At 30.4% G+C, this 17,461-nt stretch carries 18 protein-coding genes and 1 tRNA gene; 16 read left to right on the top strand and 3 right to left on the bottom strand.

What is annotated here, in order from left to right:
• Positions 1–38: 38 nt before the first annotated feature.
• Genes flgP through AJ884_RS00805 form a run of 15 tightly spaced genes read left to right on the top strand, consistent with a single transcriptional unit; the run spans position 39 to position 13,990 of the window.
• Positions 39–554, top strand: coding sequence for a flagellar assembly lipoprotein FlgP (gene flgP, locus AJ884_RS00875; protein ID WP_002852972.1), 516 nt, complete (start codon positions 39–41; stop codon positions 552–554).
• Positions 530–979: a flagellar assembly protein FlgQ gene (gene flgQ, locus AJ884_RS00870; RefSeq protein WP_002880735.1), complete on the top strand. Its 450-nt coding sequence runs from the start codon at positions 530–532 to the stop codon at positions 977–979. The genes flgP and flgQ overlap by 25 nt, the downstream gene beginning before the upstream one ends.
• A 56-nt stretch (positions 980–1,035) precedes the next feature.
• Positions 1,036–2,337: a fla regulon two-component system response regulator gene (flgR, locus tag AJ884_RS00865; RefSeq protein ID WP_002880734.1), complete on the top strand. Its 1,302-nt coding sequence runs from the start codon at positions 1,036–1,038 to the stop codon at positions 2,335–2,337.
• A complete protein-coding gene (locus tag AJ884_RS00860) occupies positions 2,337–3,368 on the top strand; it encodes an aspartate-semialdehyde dehydrogenase (protein WP_002880732.1) in 1,032 nt (343 codons plus the stop codon). Before flgR ends, AJ884_RS00860 begins: the two co-directional genes overlap by 1 nt.
• Before the next feature lie 8 nt (positions 3,369–3,376).
• Entirely contained in the window at positions 3,377–3,883 is a 507-nt protein-coding gene (locus AJ884_RS00855) for a YqhA family protein (RefSeq protein WP_002852919.1), read from the top strand.
• A gap of 51 nt (positions 3,884–3,934) precedes the next feature.
• Positions 3,935–4,126 carry a mini-MOMP protein gene (locus tag AJ884_RS00850; RefSeq protein ID WP_002853004.1) on the top strand — a complete coding sequence of 64 codons (192 nt, stop codon included), beginning with the start codon at positions 3,935–3,937 and terminating at the stop codon, positions 4,124–4,126.
• 8 nt (positions 4,127–4,134) lie between these two features.
• On the top strand, positions 4,135–4,569 hold the full coding sequence (locus AJ884_RS00845; RefSeq protein WP_002853959.1) for a c-type cytochrome: 435 nt from the start codon (positions 4,135–4,137) through the stop codon (positions 4,567–4,569).
• A 30-nt stretch (positions 4,570–4,599) separates the two neighbouring features.
• A complete protein-coding gene (locus AJ884_RS00840; RefSeq protein ID WP_070274731.1) occupies positions 4,600–5,715 on the top strand; it encodes an ABC transporter substrate-binding protein in 1,116 nt (371 codons plus the stop codon).
• A 21-nt stretch (positions 5,716–5,736) separates the two neighbouring features.
• Positions 5,737–6,846 carry an ABC transporter substrate-binding protein gene (locus tag AJ884_RS00835; RefSeq protein ID WP_070210231.1) on the top strand — a complete coding sequence of 370 codons (1,110 nt, stop codon included), beginning with the start codon at positions 5,737–5,739 and terminating at the stop codon, positions 6,844–6,846.
• Positions 6,847–6,864: 18 nt separating this feature from the next.
• Entirely contained in the window at positions 6,865–7,761 is an 897-nt protein-coding gene (locus tag AJ884_RS00830; RefSeq protein ID WP_002881774.1) for a branched-chain amino acid ABC transporter permease, read from the top strand.
• On the top strand, positions 7,761–8,813 hold the full coding sequence (locus AJ884_RS00825) for a branched-chain amino acid ABC transporter permease (RefSeq protein WP_044779199.1): 1,053 nt from the start codon (positions 7,761–7,763) through the stop codon (positions 8,811–8,813). The genes AJ884_RS00830 and AJ884_RS00825 overlap by 1 nt, the downstream gene beginning before the upstream one ends.
• On the top strand, positions 8,810–9,580 hold the full coding sequence (locus AJ884_RS00820; RefSeq protein WP_044779200.1) for an ABC transporter ATP-binding protein: 771 nt from the start codon (positions 8,810–8,812) through the stop codon (positions 9,578–9,580). The genes AJ884_RS00825 and AJ884_RS00820 overlap by 4 nt, the downstream gene beginning before the upstream one ends.
• The gene (locus AJ884_RS00815; RefSeq protein WP_002852965.1) at positions 9,567–10,262 is read left to right on the top strand and encodes an ABC transporter ATP-binding protein; all 696 of its coding nucleotides are present in this window, start codon (positions 9,567–9,569) and stop codon (positions 10,260–10,262) included. The genes AJ884_RS00820 and AJ884_RS00815 overlap by 14 nt, the downstream gene beginning before the upstream one ends.
• Positions 10,263–10,279: 17 nt before the next feature.
• The gene (ccsA, locus tag AJ884_RS00810; RefSeq protein ID WP_070286339.1) at positions 10,280–13,525 is read left to right on the top strand and encodes a cytochrome c biogenesis protein; all 3,246 of its coding nucleotides are present in this window, start codon (positions 10,280–10,282) and stop codon (positions 13,523–13,525) included.
• Positions 13,526–13,540: 15 nt separating this feature from the next.
• Complete coding sequence (locus tag AJ884_RS00805; RefSeq protein ID WP_074470042.1) at positions 13,541–13,990, top strand: hypothetical protein; 450 nt, start codon at positions 13,541–13,543, stop codon at positions 13,988–13,990.
• Positions 13,991–13,992: 2 nt separating this feature from the next.
• On the opposite strand, the gene AJ884_RS00800 is transcribed toward AJ884_RS00805, so the two are convergent.
• The 3 genes from AJ884_RS00800 to tgt all read right to left on the bottom strand — a co-directional run bounded on the left by AJ884_RS00800 (position 13,993) and on the right by tgt (position 16,012).
• Positions 13,993–14,069: transfer RNA gene (locus AJ884_RS00800), tRNA-Arg, on the bottom strand.
• A gap of 52 nt (positions 14,070–14,121) precedes the next feature.
• The gene (locus tag AJ884_RS00795; protein ID WP_070286338.1) at positions 14,122–14,889 is read right to left on the bottom strand and encodes a magnesium transporter CorA family protein; all 768 of its coding nucleotides are present in this window, start codon (positions 14,887–14,889) and stop codon (positions 14,122–14,124) included.
• A 1-nt stretch (position 14,890) separates the two neighbouring features.
• Positions 14,891–16,012, bottom strand: a complete 1,122-nt coding sequence (gene tgt, locus AJ884_RS00790; protein WP_002861746.1) for a tRNA guanosine(34) transglycosylase Tgt — start codon at positions 16,010–16,012, stop codon at positions 14,891–14,893.
• A gap of 29 nt (positions 16,013–16,041) precedes the next feature.
• On the opposite strand from tgt, the gene AJ884_RS00785 reads away from it, so the two are divergent.
• The gene (locus AJ884_RS00785) at positions 16,042–17,442 is read left to right on the top strand and encodes a COG3400 family protein (protein ID WP_070233092.1); all 1,401 of its coding nucleotides are present in this window, start codon (positions 16,042–16,044) and stop codon (positions 17,440–17,442) included.
• Positions 17,443–17,461 lie beyond the last annotated feature (19 nt).

Genomic DNA, 17,461 nt, shown 5'->3' with positions numbered 1-17,461 from the left:
TTTTATTTTACTAATTACAATATTTTGAAGGTGTAAAAATGAAAAAAATTTATTTTATGCTAGCAATAGCAGGAATTTTCGCTGGTTGTGTACCAAGTGCAAACAGTGCAACTAAAAATTCAAGTGCAAATAGCACTGCTCCATCTCAAGATGTTATCGTGCAAAAAGTCGATAAAGATGATGTGCGTGATATTATCAGAGAAGAAAAAATGTTGGCTCCAGATGCTAGCGAAACGGAACTTAGTTTTACAGCAGTTGGTGAAGGGATTGCTCCGATGAATACAGTTTCTACTGCTCAAGCCCTAGCTTTAGCAAAAAGAGCAGCGATTACAGATGCTTACAGACAGCTTGCAAGTAAGCTTTATGGTGTGAAAGTGAATGGTAAGGATACTGTAAAAGATGCAATGCTTAGAAGTTCAACTATTACTGCGCAAGTAAATGGTTTGATTAAAAATGCAAGTATTATTGATGAGAATTTTAATCAAGGGCTTTATAGAGTAAACTTAGAACTTAAAATCGATGCAGACAAGTGGAAAGAATTGTTTGCTTATTAATCTTTCTTAGCTTTAAGCTTTTTGCCCAAGATGAATTTATTTTTTGGGCAGAGCTTTCTAGTAAAAATTTCATTCTCTTTCATCAAAATCGAAATTTATCCTTAGCAATGACGCAAAGTGAAAATGTTGAAGAACAATGGGTATGTGAAATTTCTTATAGTGATCAAGATTTAAAAGTTTTACCTCGAACTTCTTTAGGATTGATTGATGATAATATGCCAAAAACAATTAAATTTAATTTTTTAAATTCTCATAAAGATGAGTTAAGTGATTGCTTTATAGGAGCTAAAATCAGTGTTAAGGATATTGTTAATACTGACTTATTACGTGCTCAAAGTGAAACCTATGTTAAAATTTTACCCTTGCGTTTTACCGTGGAATTTGGCGAACAAAATGCGATAATTTATTATCTTAAAAAAAAGTAAATTCAAAATTAAGCGCAAATTGGATACTATAGCAGAAATTTTTTAAAAGGTTTAGGATGAATTTAGTCATAGTAGAAGATGATATTAATATGCGTAAATCCTTAGAAATTGCATTAGCAGAGTATGAAGAATTTAATATTAAATCTTATAAATCTGCCACTGAGGCTTTAAAAAAAATAGATGAGAATACAGATTTGATTATTACAGATATTAATATGCCAGGAATTGATGGCATAGAATTTGTTAAAGCCTGTGAAAATAAATATGATTTTATTATTATGACAGGAAATGCTACTTTAAACCGTGCTATAGAAGCGGTTCGTTTGGGAGTAAAAGATTTTCTAACCAAGCCTTTTGATGTTGATACTTTAGTCGAGGCTATTAAGCGTGCTAAAATCATAAGAGAAAAAACAGCCGATAAAAAAAGCAAAAAAAATGAAAAAAAAGAAGAAAATAAAGATTTTTTTTCAACTTCTCCTAATTTAGAAAAAACATTAAATTTAAGTCAAAAAGCGGCTAAAACTGATGCCTCTGTAATGTTTTTTGGAGAGAGTGGAGTAGGAAAAGAGGTATTTTCTCGTTATATTCACACTCATTCTAAACGCTCTAATAAGCCTTTTGTTGCTATTAATATGGCAGCCATTCCTGCAAATTTGATTGAAAGTGAGCTTTTTGGTTTTGAAAAAGGTGCTTTTACTGATGCCAATGCAACTAAAATAGGGCTTTTTGAAATGGCTAATGAGGGTACTTTGTTTTTAGATGAAATTGGCGAAATGCCTTATGAAATTCAAGCCAAACTTTTAAGAGCTTTGCAAGAAAAAGAAATCACACGACTTGGAAGTACGAAAAACATCAAAATAGATGTAAGAATTATCAGTGCAACTAATGCAAATTTAGATGAAAAAATAAAAAATGGCGAATTTCGTTCAGATTTATATTATCGTTTAAACACTGTTCCTATTAATATTCCGCCTTTAAGAGAGCGTAAAGAAGAAGTTTTGGGTATAGCTCAAAAGGTTTTAGAAGATACTTGTAAAGAATATGATTTTAAGGAAAAACAGCTCAGCCAAGAAGCTAAAAATGCTTTACTTGAATATGATTTTCCTGGTAATATTAGAGAATTAATATCTGTTGTACAAAGAGCTTGTATTTTAAGTGAAAATGATGAAATTTCAAGTGAAGATTTGTTCTTAGAAGCTAGAAGTATAAAAAAAGATGTAAAGAATTTAGAAAAAGAATTGATTTGTGAAGTTCTTTTAAGTGTAGATTATGACAAGGATCAAGCTTCTCAAATTTTAGGTATGGATATAAAAATTTTAAATGAAAAAATTAAAAAATATCAAATAAAGGATAAGTAATGTCAAAAAAACAAAAAATAGCCATTGTGGGTGCTACTGGTGCGGTTGGGGAAGAGCTTTTAAATGTTTTAGATGAACTTGATTTCCCAGTGGAAAGTATTTTACCTTTAGCAAGTGCAAAAAGTGTAGGTAGTGAAGTAGAATTTAAAGGCAAAGCTTATAAAGTCAAAGAACTTACTGAAAATGTATTTAAAGAAAATCCTATTGATATTGCTTTTTTTAGCGCAGGTGGAAGTGTGAGTGAAAAATATGCTAAATTTGCAGCAGAATCTGGTGCTGTTGTTATTGATAATACAAGTCATTTTAGAATGGAAAAAGATGTTCCTTTGGTGGTTCCTGAATGCAATCCTGAGGATATTAAAGATTGGAAAAAAACAGGGATTATTGCTAATCCAAATTGTTCTACCATACAAATGGTGCAAGTTTTAAAACCTTTAAATGATGCATTTAATTTAAAGCGTGTTGATGTAAGTACCTATCAGGCTGCAAGTGGAGCAGGAAAAGAAGGAATGCAAGAATTGGTCGAAGCCATGCAAAGTTTTTTTGCTTTTAAACTTGATGAGTTTAAATCTCAAACTTTTCCTTATACTTTAGCACTTAATCTTATTCCACAAATTGATGTTTTTATGGATAATGATTACACCAAAGAAGAACTTAAAATGGTCAATGAAACTCAAAAAATTTTACATAAAAATTTAGAAGTTTCAGCAACTTGTGTAAGAGTACCTGTTTTAAGAAGTCATAGCGAAGCCATTACTATGCATTTTGAAAAAGAAATAGATGTAAAAAAAGCTAAAGAAATTTTAGAAAAAGCACCAAGTGTTGTTGTCATAGATGATCCTAAAAATAAAAAATACCCTATGCCTTTAATGACAAGTGATACTAATGAAACTTATGTAGGAAGAATTCGCGCTGATGTGTATGATAAAAAAATACTCCATCTTTGGTGTGTGGCAGATCAAATTCGTGTAGGTGCTGCAACAAATGCTGTGCGTATTGCGCAAAAATGGTTAGAATTAAAAAATAAATAAGGAAAAAAATGTTAGAGAAAATATTTGAATCTTTACTTGTTAGAAGTCGTATTGTTACAATTTTACCCGTAATTTTTGGTTTAATTGGAGCTTTTGTATTGTTTTTTATTGCAAGTTATGATGTTTTAAAAGTTATATTTTATACTTATAATTATTTTTTTGATGCAGGTTCTAATGTGGATTTGCATGAGGATGTGGTGGCTTTAATTATAGGAGCTGTTGATCTTTATCTTATGGCTTTAGTTTTGTTTATTTTTTCTTTTGGAGTTTATGAGCTTTTTATCAGCGAAATAGAAGAATTTAAACAAACAAAACAAAGCAAGGTTTTAGAGGTGCATAGCTTAGATCAATTAAAAGACAAGCTTGCAAAAGTTATCATTATGGTCTTAGTGGTAAATTTCTTTCAAAGGGTTTTGCAGATGAAATTTGCTACTCCTGTGGATATGGCTTTTCTTGCTGGATCGATTTTAGCTCTTTGTGTAGGACTTTATTTTTTACATAAAGGTGGTCATTAACAAGGATTATCTTTTTTTGATATAATCGTTTTTTGTGTTTAAAGAATAAAAATGAAAAAAATATTTTTAATTGGTATGATTTTAAATCATTTTGTTTTTGCAGCTCCGTTAGATGAAGTCTTTAAAGATATAGAAGTTTCAGGGACTGTTCGTTATCGCTATGATATTAAAAAAGAAAAAAAATACAATAAAAAAACACATAGATATCAAAATAAAACACAAACGGAAATTACAATAAAATAAGGAAAATCATGATTATACGATGGTTGTTTATTAGTTCAATATTTGTTGTTGCGCTTTTTGGTATTAACTTGAAATCATTTTTTACTTATACCTTTGATGCAAATAAGCAATATGATATGGAAAAAGCGAAGGCTTTGTATTTTCAAAATAAATGCAATACTTGCCATGGAGATAATGCTGAAAAGAGTGTTATAGGATCTAGAATTTTAAAAGATATGTCTCCTGAGGATATTAAAGGAGCTTTGATAGGTTATACTCTTGATAGTAGTAGCTCTACAACAGCTTCTCAAATGGCTTTTTATGCTAGAAATTTAAGCCACGAGGATATAGATAATATTATTGCTTATATTAAAGGTGGAAATTTTGCGCTTGATTTGCAAGTAAAAGACCTTCTTGAAGAAGAACCTGCGCAAAAAACAAAACATAATATATTTCTAAAATAAAATGTAAAAACTATAATTAAAAGGAATGCTATGAAAAAACTAACTTTAACTTTAAGTGTTTTAACTATGGTAAATTGCTTATATGCTAAGGATATTAATATAGGAGTAGTTTTACCTTTAACTGGAACTGTGGCAGCTTATGGGCAAGATGTTTTTAACGGAATTGAACTGGCTAATAAGCTACAACCAAAACTTTCAAATGGAGATGTTATTAAACTTATCACAATAGATACAAAAGGAGATAAACTTGAAACTTCAAACGGAGTTAATCGTTTAATAGCAACAGATAAAGTCTTTGGGATTATTGGTGAAGCTACAACTCCAAATACCATTCAAGCTATTTCTATAGCAGAAGAGAAAAAAATTCCTCTAATAGCTCCAGTGGCATCTGGAGATAAATTGCTAGATAAAAAGAAATATGCAAGTAGAGTTTGTTTTAAAGACAGTTTTCAAGGAGATAAATTTGCTACTTATGTATCTAAGGATTTAGGGCTTAAAAATGCCGTTATCATCATAGATCAAAGCAATGTTTATTCTTTAGGTTTGGCAAGAGCTTTTGAAAATTCTTTTAAGAATAATGGTGGGAAAATTATAAAAAAACTTGTTATTAATTCAGGAGATAAAGATTTTAGAGCTGTGGTTTCTCAACTTAAGAGTTTAAAGCCTGATTTTGTTTATATGCCTATTTATCATCCTGAAGCTGCTTTAATTGCGAGACAAGCAAGACAAATTGGTTTTGATAAACTTTTAGCAGCAGGAGATGGTGTTAATAATCAAACTTTTATAGATCTTGGCGGAAGTGCTGTTAATGGAGTAGTTTTCACTGATAGTTTTGATTATAACAATCCATCTACACAATTAGGAAAAGATTTTGTTGCAGCTTATGAGAAAGTTAAAGGAACAAAAGAACTTCCAGCATTTTCGGCCATGGGAGCTGATGCGTATTTTGTAATGTTGAATGCTATGAATGCTTGCGTTGATAATCTTAGCAGTGAATGTATTAATAGCAAAATTCATCAAACTAAAGATTTTCAAGCTGTTGGTGGTGTGATTAGCATAGATGAAAGCGGTAATGCTATTCGTTCTGTTGTGATTAAAGAAATTCAAAATCAAAAACAAAATTATAAAACAATTATAAATCCATAATTATTAAAATAAAGGTAGAGAATGAAAAAAAGTTTAATTTTAGCAAGTATTCTAAGTTTAAGTTTAAGTGCTGCGGAAGTCAAAATAGGAGTTGTTTTACCGCTTAGCGGAGCTACTGCAGCATATGGACAAAGTGCACTAGAAGGGATTAAACTTGCAAATTCAATGCAATCAACTTTAAGTAATGGAAATAAGGTTTCTCTTGCTATTATTGATACTAAGGGTGATAAATTAGAATCTTCGAGTGGAGCAAATCGTTTAATTTCTCAAGATAAAGTTATAGGTCTTATAGGGGAAATGGTTACTGCTAATACATTGCAAGTTATGCGCGTAGCAGAAGATAATAAAATTCCATTGATCGCTCCTGCTGCAACTGGTGATAGATTGCTTGATAAAAAAATATATTCTTCTCGAGTATGTTTTATGGACAGTTTTCAAGGTTCATCTTTAGCAAAATATGTTTTTTCAAAACTTAATTACAAAAGTGCTGTTATTGTAGTAGATCAAAGCACTGACTATTCCTTAGGTTTAGCAAAAGCTTTTGAAAAACAGTACAAGTCTAATGGCGGTCAAATTCTTAGAATTTTAAGAGTTAATTCAGGTGATAAAGATTTTAGAGCTATTGTAGCTCAAGTTAAAAGTTTAAATCCAGAATTTATTTTTTTACCGCTTTATTATAGTGAAGCTTCTTTATTTGCAAGACAATCAAAACTCGCAGGTTTAAATATTCCTATGGGCTCTGCAGATGGAGTTGCTGATCAAACTTTTATTAGTTTAGCTGGAGATGCAAGCGAGGGTTATATTTTCACAGATAGTTTTGATGCTAATAATCCAACTACAAAATTAAGCAAAGAATTTATCAGTGTTTATGAAAAGGCTAAAGGAACAAAAGAAGTTCCAAATTTTTCGGCTATGGGTGCTGATGCGTATTTTGTAATGCTAAATGCTATGAATGCTTGCGTTGATAATCTTACTAGTAAGTGCGTCAATGAAAAAATTCACCAAACTAAAAATTATCAAGGTGTTTCTGGTGTTATTAGCATTGATCAAACAGGAAATGCAACTCGTTCTGTAGTGGTTAAAGAAATTAAAAATCAAAAGCAAAATTATAAAGATATTATCAATCCTTAAAGGAAAAATAGAAAGATTATGGATTCTACTTTATTTTTACAACAACTTGTTAATGGGCTTAGTTTGGGTAGTATGTATGCTCTTATTGCTGTTGGCTATACTATGGTTTATGGTGTGTTAAGACTTATTAATTTTGCTCACGGCGATATTATGATGGTTGGTGCTTATGCAGCTCTTTTTTGCATGACTAACCTAAATGTTCCTTTTCTAGGAGCTTTATCTTTAGCAATGATTTTTGCTGCCTGTGTTGGAATGGCTACAGATAGAATTGCTTATAAACCTTTAAGACAGGCTCCTAGAATTTCATTGTTGATTACAGCAATTGGTATTAGTTTTTTCTTGCAAAATCTTTTTAATATGCTTTTTACTTCAACACCTAGAACTTTTACACCGCCAAGTTATTTTGAGGAAAGTGTTAATTTTGGTGGAGTGATAACAACTTATGGTTCTTTAATGGTTCCTGCTCTTACATTTGTTATTTTAATAGCAGTGTTATGGATTTTGTATAAAAGCAAATATGGTATAGCTATTCGTGCTTTAGCATTTGATATACAAACAGTAAATTTAATGGGTATAGATGCAAATCGTATTATTGCTATAGTTTTTGCCCTAGGTTCAGCTTTGGCAGCAGTTGGAGGTGTTTTTTGGGCTGCAAATTATTACTCTGTTGAACCTACTATGGGAACTTTAATAGGTTTGAAAGCTTTTGCTGCTGCCGTTTTAGGAGGTATAGGTTCTGTAGTAGGTGCAGTTTTGGGTGGACTTATTATAGGATTTACTGAAGTTGTTGTTGTGGCTTTTTTCCCAGATTTATCAGGCTTTAAAGATGCATTTGCTTTTATTTTTTTGGTGTTTATATTGTTATTTAGGCCTACGGGAATTTTAGGTATAAATTTTGAAAAGAGTAGGTTTTAATGATGGTTAAAATTAAGGTTTCACATTTAATCTTTTTAATTGCTTCAATTATTTTTATTTTCATTTCTCCTTATATTTTTGGGGACTATGGATTAAATATTGTTAATCAAATTGCTATTTTTATTATTTTGGCTGTGAGTTATAACCTTATTAATGGTGTAACTGGACAATTTTCACTAGAACCCAATGGATTTGTTGCAATTGGAGCTTATGCAGCTGCTTTAGTTCTTTTAAGTGCTGATGCAAAAAATGATCAGTTTTTTTTAGATGGTCCTAGTTCTTTTATTTTAGCTATCCATTCAAATTCCTTTATTCTAGCTTTAATTGTAGCTGGAATTTGTTCATCTTTGCTTGCCCTGATTTTAGCTTTTGCTGTATTTCGCGTGAGAGGGGATTATTTAGCTATTGTAACTTTAGGCTTTGGAATAATTATTAAAATAGCTGCTATTAATTTTCCTTCTATTACTAATGGCTCAAGAGGACTGGTAGATATTCCACAATTTTCCACGATCTATTGGACAGGTGGTATTGCTATTGTAGCGGTTATTTTAATTTTAAATATAGTTTATTCTAAATATGGTCGTGCAATGAAGGCTATAAGAGATGATGAAGATGCTGCAAGTGCTATGGGAATAAATACTTTTTGGATAAAAACTTTAGCTTTTGGCACTTCAGCATTTTTAGAAGGCGTAGGTGGTGGACTTTTAGCTTGTCTGTTGACTACCGTATCTCCAACTCAATTTGATTTTTTACTTACTTTCCAACTTTTGATTATTATTGTTTTGGGTGGACTTGGTTCTACTACAGGTGCTATCATAGGTGCGATATTGGTTATTGGTGGAAGCGAGTGGCTTAGATTTTTAGATGAGTTAAATATAAAAATAGATTCTTTAAATCTTGATATCCAATCAACACCAGGACTTAGAATGGTTGTTTTTTCTATTGTTCTGATTTTAGTAATGCTTTTTGCAAGAAAAGGCATAATGGGTTATTACGAGTTGAGTGATGTGATTAGAGGGATTAAAAAGCGTTTTAAAAGGAGTGAAAAATGATTTTGGAATTAAAACAAATTTCAAAAAGTTTTGGTAGTGTTAAGGCTATTAATAAAACTTCTTTTAAAATCAATGAGGGTGAAATTTTTGCTTTAATTGGACCTAATGGGGCTGGTAAAACAACTCTTTTTAATATTATCACGGGTAACTATAAACCTACTTCAGGTTCGGTTGAATTTCTAGGAGAAAGAATTGATCACTTAAAACCTCATAAGATTGTGCATTTAGGAATAGCTAGAACATTTCAAAATATTAGACTTTTTTCAAGTATGAATGTGCTTGAAAATGTTCTTATTGGTTTTAATAAACAAATGAAATATAATATTTTTGAAGCCTTTTTGCATTTAGGGCGTTTTGGAAAAATAGAACAAGTATTTAAAGAGAAGGCTTATGCAATATTAGAAGAACTTGGTATTGCAGAATTTGCTCATGAAAAGGCTACTAGCTTAAGTTATGGGCAACAAAGAAAAGTTGAGATTGCAAGAGCAATGGCTACTCAGCCAAGATTGTTATTGCTTGATGAGCCAGCCGCTGGGATGAATAGCTCTGAGAGCGATGAACTTGCTGAGCTCATTTTTAAATTACGAAAAGATTATAAAATTAGCGTTTTACTTATAGAGCATGATATGAAATTTGTAAATAAATTGTGTGATCGCGTATTGGTGCTTGATTATGGAAAAACAATTTTTGAAGGTAAACTTTGCGATGCTGTAAATCATAAAGAAGTAATTGCTGCGTATTTAGGGGATTTTGATGCTAATAGTTAAAGATTTGCATGTTTATTATGGATTAATTGAAGCTGTTAAAGGGATTGATTTTAAAGTGGAAACAGGTCATATTGTTTCTCTTATAGGTTCAAATGGAGCAGGTAAAACTTCAACTTTAAATGCGCTTTTAAATTCAGTTAAAAGAACTGGTGAGGTTAATTTCTTAGGTTATGATACTAAAAGACATTTAACTCATACTTTAGTTCAAAAAGGTATAGCTTTAGTTCCTGAAGGAAGGCGTGTTTTTATCAATTTAAGCGTAGAGGAAAATTTAAAAATAGGTGCTTTTAATAATGCTGAAAATTATGAGCATTTAAGAGAGCAAATGTATAAACTTTTTCCAAGACTTGCAAGCAAAAAGCATGCTTTAGCTGGAACATTGAGTGGAGGGGAAGCGCAAATGCTTGCGATTTCAAGGGCTTTAATGAGCGAACCAAAACTTTTGATGTTGGATGAGCCTTCTTTGGGACTTGCTCCAAAGATTGTGGGCGAAGTTTTTGATATTATTGTGCGTTTAAAAGAAGAGGGTATAACTATTCTTTTGGTAGAGCAAAATGCTTATTCTGCATTAAAAATAAGTGATTATGCTTATGTTTTGGAAAATGGTCGCATTGTAATGGAAAACGAGGCTAAAAATTTAATAGGTGATGATGAGATTAGAAAGAAATATTTAGGGCTTTAAAATTTAAAGGAAAAAGAATGAAAAATATAATAAAAAGCATAGGGGATTTAAGAGTTTCGGTTGTATTGTTTTTGCTTTTCGCGCTTTTTTGTGCTTTGGCAACTTTTATTGAAAGTGCTTATGGAACTCCTACGGCTTGGGCAATGGTTTATGATACTTTTTGGTTTGAATATATACAACTTTTACTTGGTATTAATTTACTATGCGGGATGTTTCGTTATAAAATGTTTGGGCTTAAAAAATTGCCTTTAATGATTTTTCATATTTCTTTTTTATTTATTTTAGTGGGTTCGGCAATGACAAGATATGCTGGTTTTGAAGGTATTTTACCTATTAGAGAGCATACTCAAAATTCACTTATAGAAAGTTCTAAGACTTCTTTGCGTATTGCTGCTATAAAAGATGGAGAACGCTATAGTGCGGTTAATGATCGTTATATAGGAAATTTGCCTTTTGCTAATTCTTTTAAACTAAAACTTAATTTAGGTGATGATCAAGCTGTATTAAAATATAAAGATTTAATTTTAAATGCTCATTATACTTATAAAGAAAATAATAATTCTGATCCTTTATTGGTTTTGATGCTTTCTCAAAAAGGATCTCAAGGTGTTGATGTTAAATTTGAAAAAGGTGAAGTTAAGAATATAGAAGGGGTTAACTTTGCTTTTATGAATGATAATGTTAAAGCACCTTTTGTAAAAATTGATGAAAATTTAACTTTAAGTTCAAGTGAAAACTTACATTTTTTAAGTATGTTAGATGGACAAAATTTAGACCTTAAAATTGGAGAAAAGGCAAATGCTAAGGAAAGAAGGCTTTATGAAATTAATGATATTAGTTTTGTAGTTAAAGCTGCTTCTTTGCATGCGCAAGAAGCTTTAGAAGGCTCCAATAGACCTCAAGATGAAAGTTTTTGGTTATGGTTTAAATCTGCTTGGTTAGAAGTGGGTAGAACTATGTTGATTTCTACTTTTGGCGAGCCTCAAAATTGGAAAAATTCTTTATTATTACATTTTAAAGATTTTGCTTTAAGCAATGAGAATAAAAACTTAGAATTAACTGGCTCTAATGCTTTAAAATTAGAATTAAGCTATAAAAATGAAAGTAAAGAATTTTATATTTTTGAATATAATAAACCTATTATGATAGAACTTGCAGGTCAAAAATTCTTTATTTCTTGGGCACTTTCTTATGAACAATTGCCTTTTGATATTTATTTAAGAGATTTTGTATTAGATCGTTATCCAGGTTCTATGTCTCCAGCTTCTTATGCAAGTGAAATTACTGTAAAAAATAATAATGAAAATTTTGATTATAGAATTTTTATGAATAATGTTTTAGATTATGATGGCTATAGATTTTATCAAAGTTCTTATGATCAAGATGAAAAAGGGACTGTTTTATCTGTAAATAAAGATCCAGGCAAAATACCAACTTATATAGGTTATTTTTTGCTTTGTCTTGGAATGTTTATGAATTTTTTAAATCCTCATTCTAGATTTAGAACTTTGGCAAGATTAATCAATAAAGACACTTTAAAACATACAAGTGTGATTATTTTTATTTTATTGCTATCTTTTGGTTCTGAAAAGACTTTTGCTCAAGATTTAAATTCAACCTTACCTGTGGTAAATACTAATCATGCTAAAGCTCTTGCTACTTTAATAGTTCAAAAATCAGCAGATGGAAGAATGGTGCCTTTTGATACGCTATCAAGAGAAATTTTAGAAAAAATTCATCAAAGTGATAGCTATAAGGGTCAAAATTCTAACGCTGTTATGCTTTCCATGCTTGTTGATGTAAATAAATGGCAAATGGAACCTTTTATTTTAATGCCACAAAATCAAGCAGTTCGTGATGCTATTGCAAATATTTTAGAAATTCCTAGCGCTAAATATATTTCTTATAAAGATTTCTTTGATGAGAATAATCGCTATAAACTTCAAAAATATGTTGAAAATGCAAATCGTAAAAACCCAAATGCAAGAGGAGTTTTTGATAAGGAAATTATAAAACTAGATGAAAGAGCTAATGTTGTAAATTTAGTTTTTAGTGGTGAATTATTTAAATTTATTCCTGTTCAAAATAATCCAAATAATGTTTGGCTTGCACCTTTTTCTGCTGTAACTACTCTTAAGGGGGATGAAGGGCATATTGTTTGGGCTTTAATACAGAATTATTTTAGTGCCGTGGAAAATGCTTTTAAAGATGGCAATTGGACTAGAGCTGATGAAGGCTTGAAATTTATCAAAGAATATCAAGAAAAAATAGGATATAAAGTCATGCCTAGTAAAACCAAGGTTGAAATGGAAATTTTTTCTAATAAGGCTGAAATTTTCGTTAAACTCGCTCCTGTATATTTAATTGCGGGTTTTTTACTTTTGATTCTTGTTTTTTCTAAAATGGTCATACCGAATTTAAAAATCTCTTTTATATTTAAAGTGGTATATGTTTTAAATGTTTTAGCTTTTGTAATTCATACATTAGGTCTTGGATTTCGTGCTTATTTATCAGGTCATGCTCCATGGAGTAATGGCTATGAAAGTATGGTGTATATAGCTTGGGCATTGTCTTTGTCGGGTATATTTTTCTCTAGAAAAAGTCCTATAGCCTTGTCATTAACTTCTATTTTATCCGGTGTTGTATTAATGGTTGCACATTTAAGCGAAATGAATCCGCAAATTACAAATCTTGTTCCTGTGCTCAATTCTTATTGGCTTAGTATTCATGTATCTGTTATTACTGCTAGTTATGGATTTTTAGGACTTTGTGCCTTACTTGGTATCTTTACACTGTTCTTAATGTGTTTTCTTAAGAAAGATGGAAAATATAATCTTAATATTTTGAGAAATATTACAGAGGCTACAAGAATTAATGAAATGGCAATGATTTTTGGACTTTGTTTGCTTACTGTAGGAAATTTTTTAGGTGCAATTTGGGCAAATGAAAGTTGGGGGAGATATTGGAGTTGGGATTCTAAGGAAACTTGGGCTTTGGTTAGCATTTTGGTTTATGCAGCAATTTTGCATCTTAGAATGATTCCAAAATATTGTAATCAATTTGTGTTTGCTTTATGGAGTATGTTTGCTTATTGGGTTATTATTATGACTTATTTTGGAGTAAATTACTTTTTAACAGGACTTCATTCTTACGCTGCAGGCGAAGCGGCTCAAATTCCTAATTATGTTTATTGGGGATTTGCGTTGATGGTGGTTTTAGCTCTTTTTGCAAGAAGGAATCGAAATTTTGTGGGCAAACTTTAAATGAGCCATATTTTTTTGGTTATTTTTTGTGCTGCTTTAGCGCTTTTATTGTTTTTAGGCATAATTGCTTATCTTATTACAAGTGATGGCAAAAAAACAGTTAAAAAGCAAAAAACTAGCCAAAAGCAGCATGTAGCTGAAAAGACTAAAAAATTTGATACAGACTTAGATAAAATGATAATTGCTGCTTCCGATGTTAAGCTAACAGATGTTGAATTAAAAGAACTTGCCAAACTTTATGTGCAGACACATAAACTTGGTTCAAAAACTTCTAAAGAATTAGATGAAGCAACAAAAAAGAAACTAGAATTTGTTTCTGCTTTGGCTGCAAATATTAATGCAAGTGCACAAACAGTCAGTTACTTAAATAAAGAACTTAAGAAAATTTCTGGATCTTACAAAAAAGAAATTGATGCTTACGAGCATATGGGATTAGCTAAAAGAAAAATTAAAGAAGATAAATAATATGGTGCGCTCAAGAGGATTCGAACCTCTGGCCTTTTGAACCGCAATCAAATGCTCTATCCAGCTGAGCTATGAGCGCAAAAATAAGTTAAAATTATATATAAATATTCTTAAAATAAGCAAAATTTTGCTTATTTTGTTTGTTTTTTGGCTTTTTTACCTTCATCTAAATCAAATTCTTTAGTCTTTTTTGAATGATAAAATATAAAACCCACAATCAAAATACAGCAAATCAAAGAAAAAATATAAAGTGTACCATAAGGGCTATCTTTAAAAAAAAGATTATTAGTATTCATTCCAAAAAATCCTACGATCAAATTTAAAGGCAAGAAAATAGAAGAAAGTATACTTAAAAGATAAATACTTTTATTCATTTTTTCATTTTTAATTGCACTTGTTAATGCATAAAGAGTATCAACTCTTGCTAGATGTTCTTTGGTGTTTTTGCTTAAGATGCCGATGGATAAATTTAAAATTTTTAAATGTTTTTTGTATTGTGCTTGTTCACTAAGCAAAAGACTGAAAGCTTCACTTAGAAGATTAACTTGCTTTAGATTTTTGTTGATTTTTTGTCTTAACACAAAGGATTTTTTGTAAAAATTTTTAACAAAACCACCTTTTAAGATAATACCTTCTTTGTGTTCTAAAAGGTTTTGAAAATGAGTATTTTGTACTTTAAAATCTTCTAAAATGGATTTAATAAAATTTGAAAATTCTTCTATGCTAGAAAGCTTAAATTCTTCATTTTGAAGTTTATAAATTTTTTCATCATTAAAAAGCCAAGTTTCCAAATTTAATCCCACGTAAACAAAAATTTTTTGTCCATAAATTTCGCTATAGAAAGTTTCTAAATTCTTTGCTTGCAGGATTTTTTTTAGATTTTCGTGTAGCTCTAGCATTTTATTTGCCTCTTAAGTGATAAAAATTTCTTTTAAATTGCGTAAAAGAATTGTTTAAAATTGCCTCACGCATCTTTCTTGCAAGTTCAAGATAATAATGTAGATTGTGTAAACTTGCCAAACGAAAAAAAGTAAGTTCTTTAGCTTTAAAAAGATGGTTTAAATAACCCCTTGAAAAATTACGACAAGTATAACATGAGCAAGTAGGATCTATGGCTTCATGATCGTTGATAAATTCTGCTTTTTTGATATTAAATTTTCCAAAACTTGTGAAAAATGTTCCATTTCTTGCATTTCTAGTTGGCATCACACAGTCAAACATATCTACTCCTCGCTCAACATTTTCCACCAAATCTTCAGGCGTTCCTACACCCATTAAATATCTTGGACGATTTTCATCTAGATAAGGGTTTAAGTTTTGTACTGTTTCATACATCAAGGCGTTTTCTTCGCCCACGCTAAGTCCACCTATAGCTAAACCATCAAATGGCATTTCGTTTAAACTTAAAGCACAACGCTTTCTTTCTTCATAATTTGTACCACCTTGGATAATACCAAAAATATTTTGCCCTATACCTATACCTTTATTTTGCATACTTTTATGATAAGCAATAGCCTCTTTTGCCCAAAATATAGTACGATCAACAGAAATTTTAACCCTTTCTTTGGTTGCGGGTAGAGCTACTAAATCATCTAAAATCATCATAATATCAGAGTTAAAATCATATTGAGTATCTAAAACACTTTTTGGAGTAAAAAGATGACGACTCCCATCGATGTGACTTTTAAATTCTATGCCTTCATTAAAATGTTTGGAATTTTTACTTAAAGAAAAAGCTTGAAAACCACCACTATCGGTTAAAAAACTTCTATCAAATTTCGTAAAACCATGCAAACCTCCAAAATCTTTTACCACTTTGGAAGTTGGACGCAAGTACATGTGGTAGGTATTTGCTAAAATAATTTTTGCATCAAGCTCGTTTTTTATATCATTAGCATCAAGACTTTTAACCGCTCCTACTGTGCCAACAGGCATAAAAACAGGGGTTAAAAAAGTGCTGTGTGCGGTAGTGATTTCACAAACCCTTGCCATTCCATCTTTATGCTTTAATTTAAATTCCATTTGTTATAATTTCCTTTTTGGAGTTTAAAATGAATAATATTTTAATTATAATAGACGGTATTTTAGCAAAGCATTTCTTAGAAAGGCTTTGTTTTGAAAAAGGCTTAGGTTACTTTTTTACAGTAGTGTGTCAAAATAGTGAAAAAAATAACTTAAATATTTCTAGTGAGTATATTGACTTGCATTATTTTGATCCTACAAGCACAGCGCGTCTTGAAAATATTATGAGTAAAGATTTTAAACAGGCTTTTATTTATATGCAAGATGAATTTGAAACTAAAAAAAGTTATGAGGCTTTGCGTTCTTTAAATCCAAATTTAGAAATAGAAATAATGGATTTTTGGGGGTTAAGTGTTAATGATACTCATGCAAATTTAGCTGATGCTAGAATGACTTTAAGTCGTAGATTTATGGATTTTTTACCAGATATTGCTTTAACAGCTCAGTATATAGGGCTTGGGGTTGGAGAGATTATGGAAGTAAAAATTCCAGCAGGGTCTATTTTTGCTTATAGGCACATAAGTTCAATACAACAAAAAAGGTGGCGCATAGTCCTTATTTATAGAAATTCTAAGATTTATTTTGTAAAACCATCTTTTGTTTTAGAGCCAAATGATAGCATTTTGATCGTTGGAGATCCTGTTGTTTTACAAAGTATTTTTCATAATATAAGAGGCAAAGCAGGGCAATTTCCTATGCCTTTTGGAAGTAATGTTTTTGCTTTAATTGATATGAAAAATATGAATCAAAATATGCAAGAAAGAGTGCTTGATACTACTTTAAAATTAACTCAAAAAAGCAATGCAAAAAGATTTTTTATACATGTTATCAATCCTAAATTAGGGGTAATGTATGAAAAATTAAAAAAACTTTCTGAGAATAAAGAAGGTGTTTTTTTTGATTATTTCAACACGGATTTTAAACAAATTTCCACATGGTTGCAAAATAATGATATAGGATTAGTTGTAACCGATATAAAAAATTTTGAGAAAGAAAAACAAGCTTTTTTTGATTTAAAAATTCCTATTATGAAGGTGGGTGAAGCTTCTTTTGATGAGCTTAAAGAAGCGATTATTTTAAGTGCCGATGAGAGTGAACTTGAAAATAATGCAAATGTCATTACTGATTTAAGTAAACAGCTTGATTTTGGAGTTATTTTATATTATTATAATCCAAATTCTCAAAATACTACAGATATGGAGGAGTATTTTAGAAGTTTATCTAAGCTTTATGATAAAAATATACAAATTATTAATAAAAATGATGAAAACCCTCTTTTAAATTTGCAATATCGCGAAGATTTGTTACAATTTGTGAGTTTTCAAAAAGAATTACTAAATAGAGATTTTGGCAGAAATTTAAGTACAAATTTAAATAGGCATTATTATAAAATGAGACAAAATTACCAACTTTTCATACCAGTAGAATAAATAATTAATTAAATGTGAT

It is taken from the genome of Campylobacter sp. BCW_6463, from assembly GCF_001762785.1.
Classification (GTDB): domain Bacteria; phylum Campylobacterota; class Campylobacteria; order Campylobacterales; family Campylobacteraceae; genus Campylobacter_D; species Campylobacter_D jejuni.
The sequence above is the reverse complement of the archived record's forward strand: the minus strand, read 5'-3'. Positions and strand labels throughout refer to the sequence as shown.

Excerpts from the sequence above, each read along its gene's own strand:
- flgP (WP_002852972.1), top strand. The coding sequence starts at position 39 with ATGAAAAAAATTTATTTTATGCTAGCAATAGCAGGAATTTTCGCTGGT.
- flgR (WP_002880734.1), top strand. The coding sequence starts at position 1,036 with ATGAATTTAGTCATAGTAGAAGATGATATTAATATGCGTAAATCCTTA.
- AJ884_RS00860 (WP_002880732.1), top strand. The coding sequence starts at position 2,337 with ATGTCAAAAAAACAAAAAATAGCCATTGTGGGTGCTACTGGTGCGGTT.
- AJ884_RS00855 (WP_002852919.1), top strand. The coding sequence starts at position 3,377 with ATGTTAGAGAAAATATTTGAATCTTTACTTGTTAGAAGTCGTATTGTT.
- AJ884_RS00850 (WP_002853004.1), top strand. The coding sequence starts at position 3,935 with ATGAAAAAAATATTTTTAATTGGTATGATTTTAAATCATTTTGTTTTT.
- AJ884_RS00845 (WP_002853959.1), top strand. The coding sequence starts at position 4,135 with ATGATTATACGATGGTTGTTTATTAGTTCAATATTTGTTGTTGCGCTT.
- AJ884_RS00840 (WP_070274731.1), top strand. The coding sequence starts at position 4,600 with ATGAAAAAACTAACTTTAACTTTAAGTGTTTTAACTATGGTAAATTGC.
- AJ884_RS00835 (WP_070210231.1), top strand. The coding sequence starts at position 5,737 with ATGAAAAAAAGTTTAATTTTAGCAAGTATTCTAAGTTTAAGTTTAAGT.
- AJ884_RS00830 (WP_002881774.1), top strand. The coding sequence starts at position 6,865 with ATGGATTCTACTTTATTTTTACAACAACTTGTTAATGGGCTTAGTTTG.
- AJ884_RS00825 (WP_044779199.1), top strand. The coding sequence starts at position 7,761 with ATGATGGTTAAAATTAAGGTTTCACATTTAATCTTTTTAATTGCTTCA.
- AJ884_RS00820 (WP_044779200.1), top strand. The coding sequence starts at position 8,810 with ATGATTTTGGAATTAAAACAAATTTCAAAAAGTTTTGGTAGTGTTAAG.
- AJ884_RS00815 (WP_002852965.1), top strand. The coding sequence starts at position 9,567 with ATGCTAATAGTTAAAGATTTGCATGTTTATTATGGATTAATTGAAGCT.
- ccsA (WP_070286339.1), top strand. The coding sequence starts at position 10,280 with ATGAAAAATATAATAAAAAGCATAGGGGATTTAAGAGTTTCGGTTGTA.
- AJ884_RS00795 (WP_070286338.1), bottom strand. The coding sequence starts at position 14,889 with ATGCTAGAGCTACACGAAAATCTAAAAAAAATCCTGCAAGCAAAGAAT.
- tgt (WP_002861746.1), bottom strand. The coding sequence starts at position 16,012 with ATGGAATTTAAATTAAAGCATAAAGATGGAATGGCAAGGGTTTGTGAA.
- AJ884_RS00785 (WP_070233092.1), top strand. The coding sequence starts at position 16,042 with ATGAATAATATTTTAATTATAATAGACGGTATTTTAGCAAAGCATTTC.